The sequence below is a fragment of the Nocardia sp. NPDC051052 genome (assembly GCF_044456045.1).
Taxonomy (GTDB): domain Bacteria; phylum Actinomycetota; class Actinomycetes; order Mycobacteriales; family Mycobacteriaceae; genus Nocardia.
In genome coordinates this window covers 449,696-466,924 of record NZ_JBITFL010000001.1, presented here as the reverse complement: position 1 = coordinate 466,924, position 17,229 = coordinate 449,696, and the positions used below count along the sequence as shown (strand labels likewise).

General features: G+C 66.6%; 15 protein-coding genes. 4 read left to right on the top strand and 11 right to left on the bottom strand.

Annotated features, from left to right (window positions below; translation table 11 throughout):
- Positions 1-188: 188 nt before the first annotated feature.
- Positions 189-1,799, bottom strand: coding sequence for an MFS transporter (locus ACIBCN_RS01945; protein WP_396989582.1), 1,611 nt, complete (start codon positions 1,797-1,799; stop codon positions 189-191).
- A 323-nt stretch (positions 1,800-2,122) separates the two neighbouring features.
- Between ACIBCN_RS01945 and ACIBCN_RS01940 the strand changes: the two genes are divergently transcribed.
- From ACIBCN_RS01940 to ACIBCN_RS01930, 3 genes are all read left to right on the top strand, one after another.
- Positions 2,123-2,278: a hypothetical protein gene (locus ACIBCN_RS01940; protein WP_396989581.1), complete on the top strand. Its 156-nt coding sequence runs from the start codon at positions 2,123-2,125 to the stop codon at positions 2,276-2,278.
- Between the two features lie 276 nt (positions 2,279-2,554).
- Positions 2,555-4,354, top strand: a complete 1,800-nt coding sequence (locus ACIBCN_RS01935; protein WP_396989580.1) for a carbamoyltransferase — start codon at positions 2,555-2,557, stop codon at positions 4,352-4,354.
- A gap of 88 nt (positions 4,355-4,442) precedes the next feature.
- Positions 4,443-5,270: a BTAD domain-containing putative transcriptional regulator gene (locus tag ACIBCN_RS01930; protein ID WP_396989579.1), complete on the top strand. Its 828-nt coding sequence runs from the start codon at positions 4,443-4,445 to the stop codon at positions 5,268-5,270.
- Between the two features lie 11 nt (positions 5,271-5,281).
- On the opposite strand, the gene ACIBCN_RS01925 is transcribed toward ACIBCN_RS01930, so the two are convergent.
- The 6 genes from ACIBCN_RS01925 to ACIBCN_RS01900 form a co-directional block, all read right to left on the bottom strand.
- Complete coding sequence (locus tag ACIBCN_RS01925; RefSeq protein ID WP_396989578.1) at positions 5,282-5,599, bottom strand: hypothetical protein; 318 nt, start codon at positions 5,597-5,599, stop codon at positions 5,282-5,284.
- A gap of 148 nt (positions 5,600-5,747) precedes the next feature.
- On the bottom strand, positions 5,748-6,809 hold the full coding sequence (locus ACIBCN_RS01920; RefSeq protein ID WP_396989577.1) for a ketoacyl-ACP synthase III family protein: 1,062 nt from the start codon (positions 6,807-6,809) through the stop codon (positions 5,748-5,750).
- 95 nt (positions 6,810-6,904) lie between these two features.
- Complete coding sequence (locus ACIBCN_RS01915; protein ID WP_396989576.1) at positions 6,905-7,495, bottom strand: response regulator transcription factor; 591 nt, start codon at positions 7,493-7,495, stop codon at positions 6,905-6,907.
- 101 nt (positions 7,496-7,596) lie between these two features.
- On the bottom strand, positions 7,597-9,039 hold the full coding sequence (locus ACIBCN_RS01910) for an ABC transporter ATP-binding protein (RefSeq protein WP_396989575.1): 1,443 nt from the start codon (positions 9,037-9,039) through the stop codon (positions 7,597-7,599).
- A complete protein-coding gene (locus tag ACIBCN_RS01905; protein WP_396989574.1) occupies positions 9,036-9,797 on the bottom strand; it encodes an energy-coupling factor transporter transmembrane component T in 762 nt (253 codons plus the stop codon). Before ACIBCN_RS01905 ends, ACIBCN_RS01910 begins: the two co-directional genes overlap by 4 nt.
- On the bottom strand, positions 9,794-10,369 hold the full coding sequence (locus ACIBCN_RS01900) for an MptD family putative ECF transporter S component (protein ID WP_396989573.1): 576 nt from the start codon (positions 10,367-10,369) through the stop codon (positions 9,794-9,796). Before ACIBCN_RS01900 ends, ACIBCN_RS01905 begins: the two co-directional genes overlap by 4 nt.
- 620 nt (positions 10,370-10,989) lie before the next feature.
- On the opposite strand from ACIBCN_RS01900, the gene ACIBCN_RS01895 reads away from it, so the two are divergent.
- Positions 10,990-11,688 (top strand): TetR/AcrR family transcriptional regulator, encoded by a 699-nt coding sequence (locus tag ACIBCN_RS01895; protein ID WP_396989572.1) that lies wholly within the window; start codon positions 10,990-10,992, stop codon positions 11,686-11,688.
- A 39-nt stretch (positions 11,689-11,727) separates the two neighbouring features.
- On the opposite strand, the gene ACIBCN_RS01890 is transcribed toward ACIBCN_RS01895, so the two are convergent.
- From ACIBCN_RS01890 to ACIBCN_RS01875, 4 genes are all read right to left on the bottom strand, one after another.
- Positions 11,728-12,513 (bottom strand): thioesterase II family protein, encoded by a 786-nt coding sequence (locus ACIBCN_RS01890; RefSeq protein ID WP_396989571.1) that lies wholly within the window; start codon positions 12,511-12,513, stop codon positions 11,728-11,730.
- On the bottom strand, positions 12,506-14,221 hold the full coding sequence (locus tag ACIBCN_RS01885) for an ABC transporter ATP-binding protein (RefSeq protein WP_396989570.1): 1,716 nt from the start codon (positions 14,219-14,221) through the stop codon (positions 12,506-12,508). The genes ACIBCN_RS01890 and ACIBCN_RS01885 overlap by 8 nt, the downstream gene beginning before the upstream one ends.
- Positions 14,218-16,062 carry an ABC transporter ATP-binding protein gene (locus ACIBCN_RS01880; protein WP_396989569.1) on the bottom strand — a complete coding sequence of 615 codons (1,845 nt, stop codon included), beginning with the start codon at positions 16,060-16,062 and terminating at the stop codon, positions 14,218-14,220. The genes ACIBCN_RS01885 and ACIBCN_RS01880 overlap by 4 nt, the downstream gene beginning before the upstream one ends.
- 65 nt (positions 16,063-16,127) lie before the next feature.
- A complete protein-coding gene (locus ACIBCN_RS01875; RefSeq protein ID WP_396989568.1) occupies positions 16,128-17,228 on the bottom strand; it encodes a saccharopine dehydrogenase NADP-binding domain-containing protein in 1,101 nt (366 codons plus the stop codon).
- Position 17,229 lies beyond the last annotated feature (1 nt).

The following is a 17,229-nucleotide window of genomic DNA, read 5'->3' as shown; positions in this document are numbered from 1 at the left end:
GATTGCGGAACGAGACCGACGCTACCAGCAGGAGACCGGATCGCAACACAGTAATTTTACACGTATAGTTATGTGTTTCGCATACGCTCGATCAGCACGAGCCGGGCACGGCGAACACCCCTCCCGCTGATGCTGGAGGGGTGCGCGAAATCGGCAACGAGTCCGCCGCGTGCGATGCCGCCCGAAGGCTAGTGCGTACTTTCCGAGGAATCGCCGAATCGCCGCCCCAACGCGAAGGCCAGCGCGGCCACCACGGCGGCGACGAGGCCCGCCACCGCGCCGACACCGAGAATGCTGTTGAGCGCATCGGCGGACGCGCTGTCCACCGACTCGGTCAGCCGGCCCGCCGCGGCATCGAATTGCGGCGGCAACGAATGGACCACCGACGAACCCGCGCCCGAACCGACCGCGTCGACGAACTGCTCGCGAACGCCGCCCGGGAGCTGCGCCCGAGAGTCGTTCTGGAGGACGTCGATATCCCGTTGGACCCGATCGATGGCCGTGTGACTGAACAACGCGCCGAGCCCCGCGATGCCGATCGCCAGACCCACCTGCCGGAAGGTACCGAACGTCGCACTCGCCATGCCCGCGTTCTCTTCCGGCGCGAAGCTCAGCGCGGCGGCATTACTGATCGAGGCGATACCGCCGAGCCCGACGCCGGCCACGATCATCCCGGGCAGGAAGTGCAGCCAGGAGTCGCCGACCGCGATGCCGCTCATGAGCCACATACCGAAGCCGACCAGCACCATGCTGATCGTCAGCGAGACCGATATCGGCACCCGCTTGCTCAACGCCGCGGCGGGCGGTGCGGTGAGGAAGGCCGTCAAACTTATCGGCACCAGCCGCAACCCCATCTGCAACGGCGTGTAACCGAGCGTATTCATCAGGTACAGGCCCAAATAGGTGACGGTGGCCATGATCGTCGCGGCGTACACGGTCGAGACGATCGCGGTGCCAGCGAATCCCGCCTTCCTGGCCATCGCGACATCGAACATCGGATCGGCGGCCCGGAACTGCCACACCAGGAACGCGATCAGCAAGACCGCGGCCGCACCGAGCAGGCCGAGGATCTCAGCCGAGGTCCAGCCGACCGAGTTGCCGCGGATCAGCGCGAAGACCCCGGCGAGCAGGCCACCGGTCAACAGCACCGAACCGAGCCAATCGGTCCGGCGCCCACCGGGTTTCACCGATTCGGGCATCCGCAGGTAGGCGAGCACCAGCAGCACCGCGCCGACCGGAACGTTGATAAGGAATACCGAGCGCCAGCCGAACGCGGTCACCAACGCACCGCCGACCACCGGACCGGCGACGGTGGCGCTGGCGATCACCGCGCCGTAGATGCCGATCGCCTTCAGCCGCGCCTCCCGACCCGGATACACGACGGCGAGCAGCGGCAGCGCGGCCGCGAAAAGCATTGCGGCCCCGATGCCTTGCACGGCCCGCAGCACATCGAGCATCGCGATGCTTGTCGAAAGAGCCAGCGCCAACGAGGAGCCGGTGAACACCGCGAGCCCGGCCAGGAACACGCGCTTGCGCCCGTGCCGGTCGGCCAGCACCGCGAAGGTCAGCGACAATCCGGCCAGGGGTAGCGAATACGCGTCGATAACCCACTGCAGGCCGCCGATGGTGGCGTCGAACTCGCTGCGGATGTCGGCGAGTGCCGCCGTGACAATGGTGGCGTCCAGCAGCAACATGAAATTCGCCATGCACACCATCACCAGGCACAGTGTGGCCCCGGGAATTGTTGCTTGCTTATCCACCCCGCCCCGCCCGGCCGAGGTGGCCGTAGTCGATGACATCGTAAATTCCTCTCGGTATAGCATTCGGCCGAATTGACAGCATTGAGCGAGGCGACTCCGCTACCGCGGTCGCATCGGAACAGCCGGCCCGGCCGTACCGTGGGTCGCCAACTATTGATTCAAGAACCCGGGCAGTAACACCTTCCCGAACCCGGGTTCGCGTACCGCCGGGCAGCCGGCGCCGGCCGGCGCACCAGACCGTCGTCCAGCGATCGAGTGGTCGTCTCCTGCAGAGCACCTCCCATTTTCGTACGCGTACCATTGCAAATGGTAGCTCGAAATCGCCTGGCAGGCCACCTAATCAAGAATTTGGACGGACAAGCATGCGGACCGCCCCGCCACCGGCGTCCGGCAGGCTCGGCAACCCGCGAGCCGCCACCGGCGATCCGCTGCCGCGGGTGCACCACACAGCCGATCCGAGCCGCGTCGACCTGTTCACGGTCACGAACACCAGAAAGCCGGATCGCCCGCGGATGTGAGAGATTCACGCACACATGGTGCAATTCTCATATTGCGACCGGTAGATTCCTGCTGGTAACTTCGGGGAGGACGTCGGCCACCACAGAGAATACCGAAGATTCACTCGGATACTTTCTGTATTTCGAAAGTCGATCCGGCATGGAAACCAGTCGCGGCGGCCGTGCAGTGGGTATTCCGATAATTCCGCGATATCTCCCCGTCCGATGCCGTCAGAGCCTTGCCGGCCGGTCGGCGCTCGGTGCACGCGACACAGCAACTGAGAAGGAGAATTTGGCATGATTATCTTGGGCTGCAACGGTTTTACCGGCGCGGCTGAGGCGTTCGGCAGGCTGTTCGGCGCGGTCGGCATCGATAAGCACTACATCCTCGGCCACGACGCGGGCGCGGCGCTGATGGTCGACGGCAAGCTGGTCGCCGCGGTAGAGGAGGAGCGCCTCAACCGGGAGAAGAAGACCTCCGACTTTCCGGTCAACGCGGTGCGCTGGTGCCTGGACCATGCGGGCGTGCAGTTCTCCGATATCGACCTGATCGCCATCCCCTGGAATTTGTCCGCCGAGGTCTTCGACCCCATGCTGGCCGACCTCGTGTCGACGCCGATGGACGTCAAGGAGAAGTTCGGCCGGTTGGATCGGCTCGGTCAACTGGTCACCGGTGTCTTCAACCGCGAAACGGTGCTCGCCGATTTCGCCGCGCGCACCGGCTTCACCCCCGATCCGGACAAGGTGGTGTTCGTGCCGCACCACCTCGGCCACGCGATGACCGGCTGGTACATGGCGGGCATGCGCGACACCGCGTTCCTCATCAGTGATGGTCGCGCCGAGGTGTTTTCGTCGATGATGGGCGAGATCCGGGACGGCAAGATCCGTGTCTTCCAGGAGTCGACCATCGGCGGCAACGATTCGCTCGCGCTGCTGTACGCCTCGATCACCCGGTTCCTGGGCTTCGTGCCCAACAACGACGAGTACAAGGTGATGGGCCTGTCCGGATTCGCGGCGCCGCCCTCGCCGAATCCGTTGCTGGAGCACTTCGTCGAGCTCCGCGAGAACGGGCGTTACGCGCTCTGCCGACCGCACGATCTGGAAAACTCCCGCTGCTTCGATCCGCTGTTGGAACAGCATTTCGGTCCGCTGCAGGACACCGTCGAATACAAGGCGGGGCTGGCCGCGGCGGCCCAGGAGATGATCACCGCCGTCACCAGCCACCAGGTTCGCGCGCTGGAAGCCAAGACCGATCTGAAGCACCTGGTGCTCGAGGGCGGCCTGGCGATGAACTGCGTCAACAACACGCTCCTGCTGGAGGGTTCGCAGTTCGAGGATATGGCGGTGAGCTTCGGCGCCAGCGACACCGGCGTCGTGCTCGGCGCGGCCGTCTACGCCTGGGCCACCCATCCCGACAACGCCGAACAGGTGAAGTCCACGCCGTCGATTACCCCGTACCTCGGACCGGAGTACGACGACGCGACGATGCTGACCACGCTGCAGGAGTACGGCGATCGAGTGGAGTGGAGCCGCCTGAGCGACGACGAGGTCATCGACCAGGTCGCCAAACTGCTCACCGAGAAGGTCGTCATCGGCTATTACGAGGGCAGGCTCGAGCACGGCCCGCGGGCACTCGGCCACCGCAGCATCCTGGCGAACCCCAAGTTCTCCGACATCAAGGACGTCATCAACATCAGGATCAAGCACCGCGAGCCGTTCCGGCCGTTCGCACCGATCGTGCTGGAGTCCGATGCGTCGAAGATCTTCGACATGGGCCGTAAAACCAGTTCGCCGCACATGACTTTCGTGTTCCCGGTGCGGCCGGAGTTCCAGGACCTGATCCCCGGCGCGTCCCACGTGGACGGCACCTCCAGGGTTCAGACGATCACCGATCGGGATACCCCGCGGCTCGCGGCGCTGCTGCGCCGGTTCACCGCACTCACCGACGTGCCCTGCCTGATCAACACCTCGTTCAACGTGGCGGGCGAGCCGATCGTCTGCGCGCCGGCCGACGCGTTGAACTGCTTCCTCGGCACGGAGATCGACTACCTGGTGCTCGGCAACTACCTGGTCACCAAGGTCGACGCGAGCAAATGACGCCCGTAGTCGCGTACGTCGGTTAGTCGGGAAGCCGTGCTTCGGCTTCCCGGCCTCCGAAATCCGAGCGTCTATTTCTGAGGTAACGATGATGGGCCGATCAATCGGACGCTGCTCCGCCACAACGGAATCAAGCGGCGTCGATCTTCGCCTGCTCGGCGAGTTGGCAATTGCCGCCGACGGTTTCGAGCACAAATTACCCGGAGCGCGACGCAGAGCGCTCGTCGCGGTGCTCGCGCTGCGGGCAGGCACCGTCGTGAGCACCGCGGCACTGGTCGAGGAACTGCGCATCACCGGCTCCGCACGACAGGTGACCAACAGCCTGCAGGCCCATGTCGCCCGGCTGCGGACCTGGCTGGACCAGCGGTTCCATGCCCGCGAACTGCTGCGGACCCACGAATCCGGGTACTGCCTGCGGATATCGCCGGATCGCATCGACACCAACCGTTTCGCCGCGGCGTTGGCCACCGCGTCCGCGGTGGCGCCGCAGCAGCCGCACAAAAGGTTGGCGGCACTGGAAACCGCACTCGAGCTGTGGCGTGGACCCGCGCTGGCGGACGCGGGCGACGGGCTGATCTGCCGTCAGGCGCGGGATCATCTGCACGAACTGAAGATCGCCGCGCACGAGGATCTCATGCAGGAATTGCTCACCCTCGGCTACTTCTTTCGGGTGACCCTGGACATTCAGGAGTTGATTGTCCAGTATCCGCTCCGGGAACGCCTTCGGGAGCAGTTGATGATGGCGCTGGCCTATTCCGGGCGGCACGCGGAGGCCGTCGAGGCGTACCACGCGTTCCGTCACCTGCTCGGCTCGGAATTGGGCCTGGATCCGAGCCCCGCGCTGCACGCCACGCTGGGGCGCATCCTCCGGCACGACCTGCGCTCGCCGAGCGCGCAAGCGCGTATCACGTTGTGACAATAGCGGATTCAAATCCGCTCGCCGACGTTCTGGAATCGTGTCCCGATGCGTTCGCGGGCGGCGAATTTCGTAGCCTCAACGGTGCTGCGGGCCAAGGCGATAGCGTCCTGCAGGAGAGTGGCGTCGTTGGCGGGACCGACCGGGCCGCCCTGCTGCGTACGCAGCAGGGCAGCGGCACAGGCCAGGGCATCGCAGGCGGCCCAGACCTCCGGAACGCGCCATCGAGGCGAGCTGCGCAGTTGCCGGTCGAGCAGTTCCAGCTGATGAATGACCGTCGTAAGATCTTGGGTCGCAAGATCTTCGGTGGACTCGTGGATAATGCTCATAGGAAACACTCCGCTCGCTTTCCTGACCACGCTCCTGCTTTCCGTGGCTGCACCAGTATTTCTGAGCCCGCTGATTTCTTGCTGACAGCGCCTGCGAATCGCGTCAGCGTCCGGTCAGCGCGCCATTCGTGAATTACCGCAATACCGTTCAGATATCGGCGGGGAGTTCGAAATCGGTGCTGACGTCCGGCCATTCGGGCAGCGAATCGATCTCGACCACCGCGACCGTCACCGAGTATCCGCCACCGGCACCGATCAGCAGCATCCGATCGCCCGGCGCCACCGTGTGCTTCTCCACCAGGCGGGCGATGCCGGCGATCTGGTCGCCCGCGCCGAGGTGGCCCGTGTGCGAGCCCCAGCTCATCAGCGTCTGGTCGGCGCTGATGCCCAGCGGCTTGAGGAACTTCAGGCCCATCAGCACATGCCCGATGCTCGGCAACAGAATCTTCGTGAAATCCCGCAGCTCGTACCCGGACTTCGACAGCGCCCGGCCCACCACCGCGCAGAGCGCGACCGAGAATCGTTGCAGCACAGAACCCAACCCCACCTCGGCCACATAGGAACGCTGGCGCTCCCGAAAATCGATCGGCCCGGGGTGGATCATCGAGGACAGCGGTTCGGTGCCGCGGTACAGCTGTTCCAGGGACGCGTCCGTCATCGACTCCATCGCCACGATCCTGGCGAATCCCCCCTGGCTGGACAGCACGAGCGCCGTTGCGCCGTCACCGAATACGACGCCGTAGGTACTCTCCCAGCGGTTGAAGCCGGGAGACGAGAACCGATCCGATGTCGTCACGAGAACGTTGGCCGCGCGGCCCGATTCGAGGTAGGCACCCGCGAGATCGACCGCGGCCATGCCACCGTTGGACGCCTGGTCGATATTCATCGCGAACGCGCCGGTGAGTCCGAGTTCACGCTGGATGAACGAGGCCGATGTCCAGCAGTGCCCGTGGCCCTGATGGTAGATCGACGCGTGCAGGACCAGGTCGATCCGCTCGCGGACCACGCCGGCCGCGCGCTGGAGTGCCCGGCGACCGGCCGCGACCGCCATACTCGACGCCGTCTCCCCGTCCGGCGCGATCGGCAGGCACATCACATTGTTGCCCGCCAGATCATCTTGCGAATATTCACCGTTCGCGACGGCTTCCTTGGCGGACGCGGCGGGCGGGATCCAGGCCGCGGCGGCAGCGATATAAATCGGTACACGCATGTTCGTACTCCTTCGAACTCACTTGTCGATATCGTCGCTGACTGATCGGCGCGATCGCACGATCGCGCGTGTCGATACTTATCCTGGGACTTTCCTCAGATCCAGTTCGCTTTCCGCGCGATACGCAAGGCGTCGATGCGGTTGCGGGCACCGAGCTTGGCCACGGTGGAGGACAGATAATTCCGCACGGTTCCCTCCGAAAGATGCACCCGCGCAGCGATTTCCGGCACCGTGTCGCCCAGCGACACCTGCTCGAGCACCGCGATCTCGCGGGGCGTCAACGGAAGATCGGTGTTGCGCAGCATCGCCAGCGTCAGCTCGGTGTCGAAGACACGCTGGCCGTGATGCACCTGGTGAATCGCTTCGAAGAACTGACGGGGCGGGGCACTCTTGTGCACCAGACCGCCGACGGTGCCGGTAAAGGCCCGGCGCACAACAGAACGCGGAAACGCGGTACCGAGCAGCAGGCTCCGGCATTCCGGAATGGTCGCGATCTTCTCGGCAAGGACAACACCGCCGGTATCAGCGCCCTCGGCACTGATCACCACGATGTTGGGGCGGAACTGCGCAGCGAGTTCGAGTGTCTCGTGGCTGCTACTCGCGGATCCGACAACACTGATCCCGGCCTGCTCCTCGAGCAATGCGACGAGCGCGGAGCGGGATAATTGCATTGTGTCGGAAACCATTACATCGATCGTCATACGAGCCCCTGATCAAACAATCTGTCAAAGCACCAGGGGCCCTACGAACGCCCTGGCTGCGCGCGTGCGCGCCATGCGAGGTTCATTCACCGGATCGAGCGCAGACGCAACTCCTGGTCCGCGGCCAGGGCCAGCAGGTCGGCGTCGTGGCTGATGAGAACGACCACCGCACCGTCGGCGGCGATCTCGCGCATGGTTCGCGTCATCGAGCGAAGATGACGGCGGTCGATACCGGAGCTCGGCTCGTCGAAGATGACGATGCGGCGCCCGCTCAGCCGGGCCGTCGCGACGACAAGGCGCTGCTGCTGACCGCCGGACAGCGACAACGGATGCCGGTCGTCGAGGCCGTCCAGACCGAGCTCGGCGAGCACGGTGCCGCCGGGCTCGGCGACGGCCCCGAGACGCAGTTCGGCGGTGACGCTGTCGGTGAACAGTTGCCGCTGCACGTCCTGCATCACCAGCGCGGACTCGCGCTGGCGCTGCGAGCGCGACAGCGCGCGGCCGCGCCGAAGCACCCGCCCGGAGTGGCGTTGCAGCCCGGCGATGATCCGGGCCAGGGTGCTCTTGCCCGCGCCGTTGGGACCGGTGACCGCGGTGATGACACCGGCGGGTAGCCGCGCTTCCGCGATGTCGAGTACGCGGCGTCCCCGGAAGGTGCAACGGATGTCTTGCAGGACAATATCGTTCGCGGCCGAGTTCGACGCAGCGGCGACTGGCACCATGGCCCGCGGCGCGGCGGCTCCCGTCGCGATGCTCGGTCCATGCGCCGAAGCCGGAACCAGCGCCACGCTTTCGGGTTCGCGCAGGCCACGTAGCCCCTCCGCGCGCATCATCGCCTCGGTCAATCCGGCGAATTCCGTACTGGCCCATTCTTTTTCGATACGTCCATGCTGAAGCACGACGATCCGGTCGGCAACTTCGCGCAGATAGTGCAGGCGATGTTCGGCGATGACGAGGGTCGCGCCGAGCTCCTTGAGGTGGCGCAGTATCGCGGTGAGATCGGCGATGGCCTGCGTGGACAGGTTGGCGGTAGGTTCGTCGAGCAGCAGCACCGGCGGTTCGTGGGTCATGGCCGCCGCGCACGCCACCCGCTGCTGCTGACCGCCCGACAGCTCCCGCAACCGGCTGCCGGCGAACTCGGCGAGCCCGAAGTCGGCGATGACCGAGGCGACCCGCTCGCGGATCCGCTGGGGCGGGGTGCCGAAATTCTCCAGGGCGAAAGCCAATTCGGTGTCGACGGCGTCGGTGAAGAACTGGCGGCGCGGATGCTGCAGCACCGTCCCGGTCAGCCGCCCGATCTGCGCGAGATCGGTGATCGGCGCACCATCGACCCGGACCGCCCCGTCGAGGCTCCCCTCGTGGAAGTGCGGAATGAGGCCGTTCATCAACCGCAGGGCCGTGCTCTTGCCGGATCCGCTCGGCCCGCACAACACTACGGTTTCACCGCGCCGGACGTGCAGGTCGACGCCGTCCAGCACGACGGCGCCGGCGCCCTGGTACGACCAGCCGACATTCTTCAGCTCGATCATCGCAGCGGCACCCACAGCGCCGACGCCGCAACGAGCACCGCGACGATGGCCGCGGCCGCCGCGTCGGCGGGCCCGAATCGCAGCGGCCGCATCGTCGTCGGCCGGGCCCGCGCGCCGAGCCCGCGCAGCAGCGCCGACGCCGAAAGGTCCTCGGCCACTCGCAGACTCGACGCGATGAGCGGCACCGTGAAGTACTCGATACTGCGGAGCGGGTGCCGCAGCAGCGCCCACCGGCCGCCGAGCCCGCGCAGCCGCATGGCATCACGCACCGCCTGTGCCTCGGCGACGATCGTCGGCGCGAATCGCAGCATCACCGCGCCGGGCACGGTGAACACCGATGGCACCCGCAGCGATCGCAGCGCGACGATGAACCGGGTCGGCGGGATCGTCCGAATCAGATGTGCGGCAATACCTCCCACGGCCACCAGCCGCAGGGTGTACGCGGCGAGGACCCCGACGAGACCGAGGATCGGTGACGCGGCGGTCAATGGCAGCAGGTAGGCCGCCGCGGCGGTGATCGCGGCGGCCACCGGCAAGCCGAGCGCGCGTCGCCAGGCTCGTTCCAGGATCGCCAGCAGCACACCGCCGATCAGCACCGCCGGAATGAACCGCTCGCCGCCGGGCGCCAGGACAGCGATGGACGCGGCCAGCAGGATCAGCACCGCGGTGCGCGGGTCCAGCCCTGCTCGGGCGGCCGGTTCCGCCGGTACGGCCGACTCCGGCACGACAGGATTCGGCCGTCCGAGCGTGCTGATCACACTAACCCGGCCTTGCGGAAGTGCTTGTCCAGCAACCGAAGTCCCAACGCGCCACCGATCAGCCCGAGGACAAGCGTCGACACGGCGTAGGCGATGAGCACCGTTGGCGAGAGCAAGGTATCCATGCGGTCGAGGAAGTCCGTGCCCATCTGCTGCAGTGCCGCGCTGGACAGGTACTCGTGGCGGGCGTAGAACAACGGCACGAACGGCCCCGTGGCCGATACGCTGAAAACGGCATAGGCGAGCACGCTCATCCGCCGGGAACGGTATCCGCCCAGCCACAGCAGCACCTCGGCGATCAGCGCCACGACGACCCCGAGGACCACCGCGATCGGCGGGTTCGCGAAGACCAGCAGAAATCCCCAGACGATGACCGCGAAGATGGTGACCATACCTGCGTGCCGCACCCGGGTGAGGAACAGCATGAACGGCACGCCCCCCGCGACGATGCCGATCGCGCCCCCTATCAGCAGCCCCAGCGGACCGATGAATTCGAGCAGGTTGAACACGCTGATGGTAACGATGAAGAGCGCGGCGAATATTCCGATATTGATGAGATCCCGTGGGCTCATTCGGAAGTCGATACGGCGATCAATGGATTGGACGGTCACGATATCGAAGTCCTCGTCTCGGCTGTAGCGACGTGTCCGCGCCGAGGGGCCCGCCCGGCATGGTCGAGGTCGGCCCGGCAGGTGCGGGTGCACAACAGGATTCGGGCGTAACAGGTCTCAACACGGGCAGCCCCTCAGCTGCGGCAGTCACTGGGTACCAACTCACCATACTGGAAATCGGCCAGTTTTCGTACGCATACGGGAAATATTTCCCTGCCACGAAGCTCCGCCCCCCAGGTCCGCAGGGCCGCCTTCGGCCCGACCACGGAACCCGTAGCGAGGCAGCTTGTTTCAGGGTATGATCAGCATTCGTACGCGTACGTTAATTGGATCGGAGACACTGTTGCCACACTGCCCGGACGCTCGAGATCGGCGATGCGGGTTCAGTCACGACGACACCCTCCCCACCGGCATTTCCCGGCGTACCCGGACCTGCGGCGAAACCATGATTTCGGACCTGTCGAGACGACCCGAAAGGGGTGAATTTCACGAAAAATAGATATTCGCCCGACCGCATATTCACCAGCGATCTCGGCACCCCCGACCATTACTGACCGGAACTCACCGTGGAAGATTGGCAGATGCCCGCAGAAACAAATAGCGCAAGGAGCGTCGGCAGGCCAGCGCGCCTGTCGGTGGAGGCGATCATCGCCGCGGCCGACCGCATCCTGGCGGCCGAAGGCTCGGAGAAGCTGTCGATACGTCGCTTGGCCAGCGACCTGGACAGCGCACCGATGGCGCTGTATTACCACGTGCGGGACAAAGACGAACTGCTGATGCACGTGCTGGAGTCGCACGCCAAGCGCCTCCCCCATCCGGATTTTCCGGACGATCCGCGCGAGCGGGTCACGGCGGTGGCCGTCACGCTCTACGACATGCTCGCCGAGCGCCCGTGGATCGTGGAGGTGCTCGCCGGCGACGACCTCTTCGCCCCCTCCGCCATGTGGTTCGTCGAGCAAATGATCAGCGCCGCAGTCGAATACGGCTGCACGCCCGCGGAAGCCGTGCACGTGTACCGCACGATCTGGTACTACATCGTCGGCAACCTGACCGTCCGGGTGAACCGGGCACGCAGGCTGGCCAGGGCAGGCACACCGGACGATCAGAATCAGGCCATCGCCGAGCTGCCCGCCGATATCCATCCGCGCCTCGCGGCGGTCGCCGATCGCTGGGTCGAACTCACCACCCGCGATTCCCATCGACAGGCGCTGATGGCCATCGTCGACGGATTGCTGCCCGCCGATTCCTGCACGCACGATCGTTCCCAGGCAGGCCAGTAGCCCTCTCCTGATCCCGCCCCCAGCGGCGGGATCCGGAGACTACGGGGTGGACAGCCACGGGGTGGCCGACCGGTCCGACGCCGCACGCGCGAGTGCCGTCAGGAGGTCGACCACCGACCGGCGGTGCTCATCCAGATAGAAATGACCACCCTCGAAAGCGCGGAATTCGCAGGGTCCGCCGGTGGCGTCGCGCCATGCCGCCGCTTCCCACGCATCGACCTCGGAATCCTGACTGCCATACCACACCGTCACCGGAACGCGCAGCTTCGTGCCGGGTAGTGGCCGATAGGTTTCGGCCACCCGATAGTCGCCGCGGATGATGGGCAGAAATGCCCGCAGCATGGTGTCGTTGTCGAGCAGATCATGGTGCGTCGCACCGGTTCTGCGCAGTTCCCGGACGAGGTCTTCGTCGCTGCCGAGATGTATCCGGCCGGGCCGGGTCAGGGCGGGAGCGGGATGCGCGGACGCGACCAACCCCACCGGCGGCGCACCGGCCGCCGACAGCTGCCTGGCCATCTCGTAGGCGACGACCGCCCCCATGCTGTGCCCGAACAGCACGGTCGGCAGCGGCGGGCCGTCGAGCGGCAGATCGGCCGCCAACGCGGCGACGAAACCTTTCATATCCGGCGGGACGGGTTCGGCATACCGATCCTCCCGGCCCGGATATTGCACGGCGAGGAATTCGATATCCCAGGGCGCCTCGTTGACCCACGTCCGGTAATAGCTCGCGCTGCCGCCGCAATGCGGAAACAGCAGCACCCGGGCACGGGCATACGGGCGCGGGGCGAGCCGGCGAAACGCGCCGGCTCGCCCTGACTCATTCACTGGCGACCGGCTTCATGGAAATGCTCCAGAAGTCGGCATATCGGCCACCGGCGCGCAGCAGCTCGTCGTGGCTGCCCTGCTCCACGATCCCGCCGTCCGCCAGGAAGGCGATGTGATCGGCGCGTCGGACGGTCCGCAGCCGGTGCGCCACCATGATCACCGTCCGGTCCGCCATCAGTCGCTCGATGCCCTCGTGCACGGCCGCCTCGTTCACCGGATCCAGCGCCGAGGTCACCTCGTCCAACAGCACGATGGGGGCGTTCTTCAGCAGCGCCCGCGCGATCGAAACACGTTGCCGCTCACCGCCGGACAGCATCGCGCCGCCCTCGCCGACGTCCGTCGACCAGCCGCCGGGCAGCCGCTCGATCACCTCGTCCAAGCGCGCCGCGGCCGCCGCCGCTCGCACCTCGGCATCGGTGGCGCCGGGACGGCCGAGGCGCACGTTCTCCTCGATCGTGCCGTCGAACAGATACACGTCCTGGAAGACGATGGCGATTCGCTCCATCAACGCGTCGGCGTCGATCGCGCGCACATCGACCCCGCCGATCCGCACCGCGCCCGCGTCCACATCGTAGAACCGCGCGAGCAGCTGCAGCATCGTGCTCTTGCCCGCGCCGGACGGTCCGACCACGGCAAGCCGCTTGCCCTCCGGCACCGACAACGACACCTCCTCGAGCACCGCGCGGTCGCCATGCCGGAACGTGACCGACTCGAATTCCAGGTCGTAGCGTCGCGGCAGGATCGGGTCGCTCGGGACAGGCAACGGCTCGGTGCGCAGCACCACGTCGAGCCTGGCCAGCTCGCCGCGGGCGGCGCGGATCTTGCCGCCGAACTCCGCCAGCGACATCAGCGGATCCGCGCACCGCGCCGCGAGCACCAGGATCGCCACAACCTCTGCCGCACTGACGCTTCCGTCGAGCGCGAGGTAGGCGCTCAGCACCAGCAGCACGGTGAACATCGCCTGCACCACGAACGCCAGCCCGAAAGTGGCCGGGAGCACCGCGAGCATGGAACGGCGCGCCGCACGCTCGACGCCCTGCAGCGAGTCGTCGAGCAACCGGAAGCGTTCGGTGGTCCGGCCACCCGCGCGCAGCACCGGCTGGGCCTGGAGATATTCGATGACGCGCCCGGCGGCATCGTCGCCGCGGGCCATCCGCTCGGTGTCGACGGCGGCCATCGCGCGTCCGGTCCAGATATGGATCAGCACGACTATCGGGGCGGCGATCAAGGCGGCCAACCCCAGCTGCCAGTTGAAGGCCAGAATCACCACGACGATCGTCAACGGCGTCACGCAGGCGGAGATGAGCGGTCGCAGCTGATGCGCGGCCACGCCCATCGCCATCAGCAGGCCACGGCTGGCCATCGCGGACACCTCACCCACGCGGCCGCCGCTGTACCAACCGATGGGCAAGCGGGCCAGGTGATCGCCGAGCCGGTGATACATGCCCTGCAGCAGAGTGGTGCCGACGCGAAAACCGGACAGACTGCTCAGATAATCCAGCACGGCGTAGACCGCGACCGCGGCGCCGAACGCGATCAGCCAGGGCCGGGCGGCTCCGGGATCGCTGCCGAACAGCTCCCGCAGCACCGGAATCAGCAGCGCGTAGGACAAACCTTCGACTATCGCGGTGGCCGTCATCAGGATCACGGTGCGGCGCATCGGCGGCGCGTACTCGTTTCCCAGCACGCGTAGCAGCATTCGAATCATCGAAGCTCATCTCCTTCGAGCACGTAGCCGTGGCCGTCGATCTCATCGGAAATCGCCGACTGATGCGATTGCCAGAACTCGGCGAACTTTCCATTGTTTTTCAGCAGCTCGGCGGGCTTGCCGCGTTCGACGATCGCGCCGGCCTCCAGCACCACGACGGTGTCCGCGTCGGCGACCGTCTCCAGGCGATGGGCGATGACCAGGATGGTCCGATCCCCCGCCAGCGAGGCCAGCGCTCGGCGCACCGCCTGTTCGGTGTGCGGATCAGCGAAGGCGGTCGCCTCGTCGAGCACGAGCACGGGCGCGTCGGCCAGCAGCGCGCGGGCGATCGAAATCCGTTGTGCCTCACCGCCCGACAGCTTGGCTTCGTCGCCGAGCACGGTCTCGTAGCCGCGCGGCAGCTCCAGGATCCGGTCGTGAATGTTCGCCAGCCTGGCGACGCGAACCACGTCGTCGATGTCGGCGTGCGGCACCGCCAGCGCGATGTTCTCGGCCACCGAAGCGCGGAGCAGGCGGACATCCTGGAAGACGAAGGAGACCAACAGGTGTAGCTCGGCGCTGCCGAGCTCGCGCAGATCGACGCCGCCGAGCGTGACCGAGCCATGGGTCGGGTCGAAGAACCGCGGCAACAGCTGGACCAGGGTGGACTTTCCGCTGCCCGACGGCCCGACGATCGCGGTGACCGTGCCGGGCTCTAGCACCAGGTCGATGCCGCGCAGCACCTCGCGATCGGCGTCGTAACCGAAACGGACGTCGCGCAGTTCCACCCGATGCCCGCGCGGCGTCACCGGATGCGACGGCTGCGACAGCGGCGGCACCGCGAGCACCTGCTTGATCCGGCCGACCGCGCCGCTGGCGGACTGCATGTCGTCGAAGCCGTGGCCAAGCGCCGCCAACGGCGCGGTCAGGCCGAGGCCGAGCAGCAGGAACGGCAGCAGGTCGGCCGGCGGCATGCCACCGGAGGTGATCAGGGTCGACCCGCCGATCAGCACGACCAACAGCACGAACGGCGGCGACAGCGCCAACTGCATTCCCGACGCGATCGGGGAAAGACCGATCACCCACCGGTAGAAAACGCGAACGAAATCGTCCACCGTCGTGAAGAATTTGCGGTGCGCGCGCTCGGATCCACCGAACGCCTTGACCACCGAAATGCCCTGCACGAACTCGATGACGGTGTCCCCGATTCGCCCCAAACCCTCTTGGAACTCGCGTTCTTCGCGCATCTTGGTGGGGGTCATCATCAAGGGGACGAACAGCAACGCCAGCAGCACCGGGATCAGCGTGATGAGCGTGAGCCGCCAGTCGACGGTGAACAAGTAGATCAGTGACACCAGCGGCACCAGGAACGCGGAGACGATCTCGCCGGGGGTGTGCGCGATGAACGGGTGCACGGCACTGACGTCGTCGCCGACCACCTTCGCCAACTCGCCGGTTTTGCGCCGGGAGAACCAGCCCAGCGGGACCCGGCCCAGGTGCTCGGCCAGCTCCCGGCGGAACGACAGCTGCACCCGGCTGTCGAGCAGATGCCCGATGCCCGACGACGCGGCGGTGAACAGCAACCGGACGAACAAACCGACGGCACCCCACAGCACCACGGTCCAGACATGACCACTATCAATCGGGCCGGGCGACAACAACGTTCGGCCCAATTCGACCACCGCCAGCAACGGCGCCAGACCCGCGATGGCACCGATGGCCTGCAAGAGGATCACGGCGGTGAAACCCCAGCGATGCGGAATGAGCAGGGCGGCCAAGCCGCCCTTCGCCGCCGCGGGATCGGCCTCCGGTGGTGCTGCGGGCTGCTCTCTCGCCTCGGCAAGGCCAGTCGTGTTCGACACTCTCTCACCTTTCTAGTACGCGTACAAATATCGTACCTTGAGCGAGGCTTACGAGCCATACTCGGTCAGAGAACGCCCTCGTCCGCCCCGACGTCCGCGGCCGACGGGGACTCGGAGATCGACACGACGGCGCCCTTGAGGTGTTGTCGGATCGCGTCGAGCACGACATCGACGCCCACTACGTCGGCAGCCTCATGACAAATACCGGGAGCGATACCACCGCGAGCAACCTCCCGCGTGGCGACAGCGCCGACAATGCCGGTCAGCGCATTACCGTCGTCGGCCCTGAGCAACGCGGTGCGCCGCATCGGGATTCGATCCGCGGAAAGGCCGTCGGCGGTGCCGAACAACACGTGGTAAGGAGCACGCCCCAACACATCGAGCGCACTGGCCCGCACCAACTCCGTCGCGACAGCCGCCCTATTTCCCGAAGCATGGGAGCGGTTGAGCACGCGAAGCCCGTGCTCACCGTCGAAGGCGTTGTACCAGCGGGCCGCTTTCAGCCCGAGATGGCGTGCCTGCCGCACCAATTCGGTGGTCAGATAGGGATACGCGGTGACCCGGCGCGGAATTCCGACGATGGAGCAGTCGGGTTCGACGTCGAGCGCACCGGGAACCACGCTGCCATCGCGCCATTCGGCGAGCGCCGTACCGTACCCGCGATCCATGCTCAGCAGATAATCCATCGCGCCGGTGTGCGTGAATGTGCCGAGCGTGACGTAATACCCGGCGAAGCATGCCTCGGACAGTCCGGCGGTCAGCAGCCGCGGCAACAGCCCGGACAGTCCAGGCAACAGCCCGGCGGACAACACCGTGACGCGGTCTGCCGGCGGTGAAAACGCTTCTGCGGCACCGTCCATCACGTCGACGTAGTCCGCTCCCGCCGCGAGCACCGCCTGCCTGGGCAGCACGCCCAGTTCATATGCGGGCCCGGCGCAGTTGAGCACTACGTCGCAGCCCGCGCTGAACCGGGCGATGCTCGCGGCGTCGGCGGCATCCACCACCATGGCCGCGGTGTCCGCGAGTTCGGCCGCGAGCGCCGCGCCGCGCGCCGCCGACCGGCCACCGATCCGCAGCCGGAACCCGTCGGCGGCAAGGCATCTGGCGGCCACCGACCCGACCGCCCCGTAGCCGCCGAGCACGCCGATCAACTGTGCCGTGCCCACC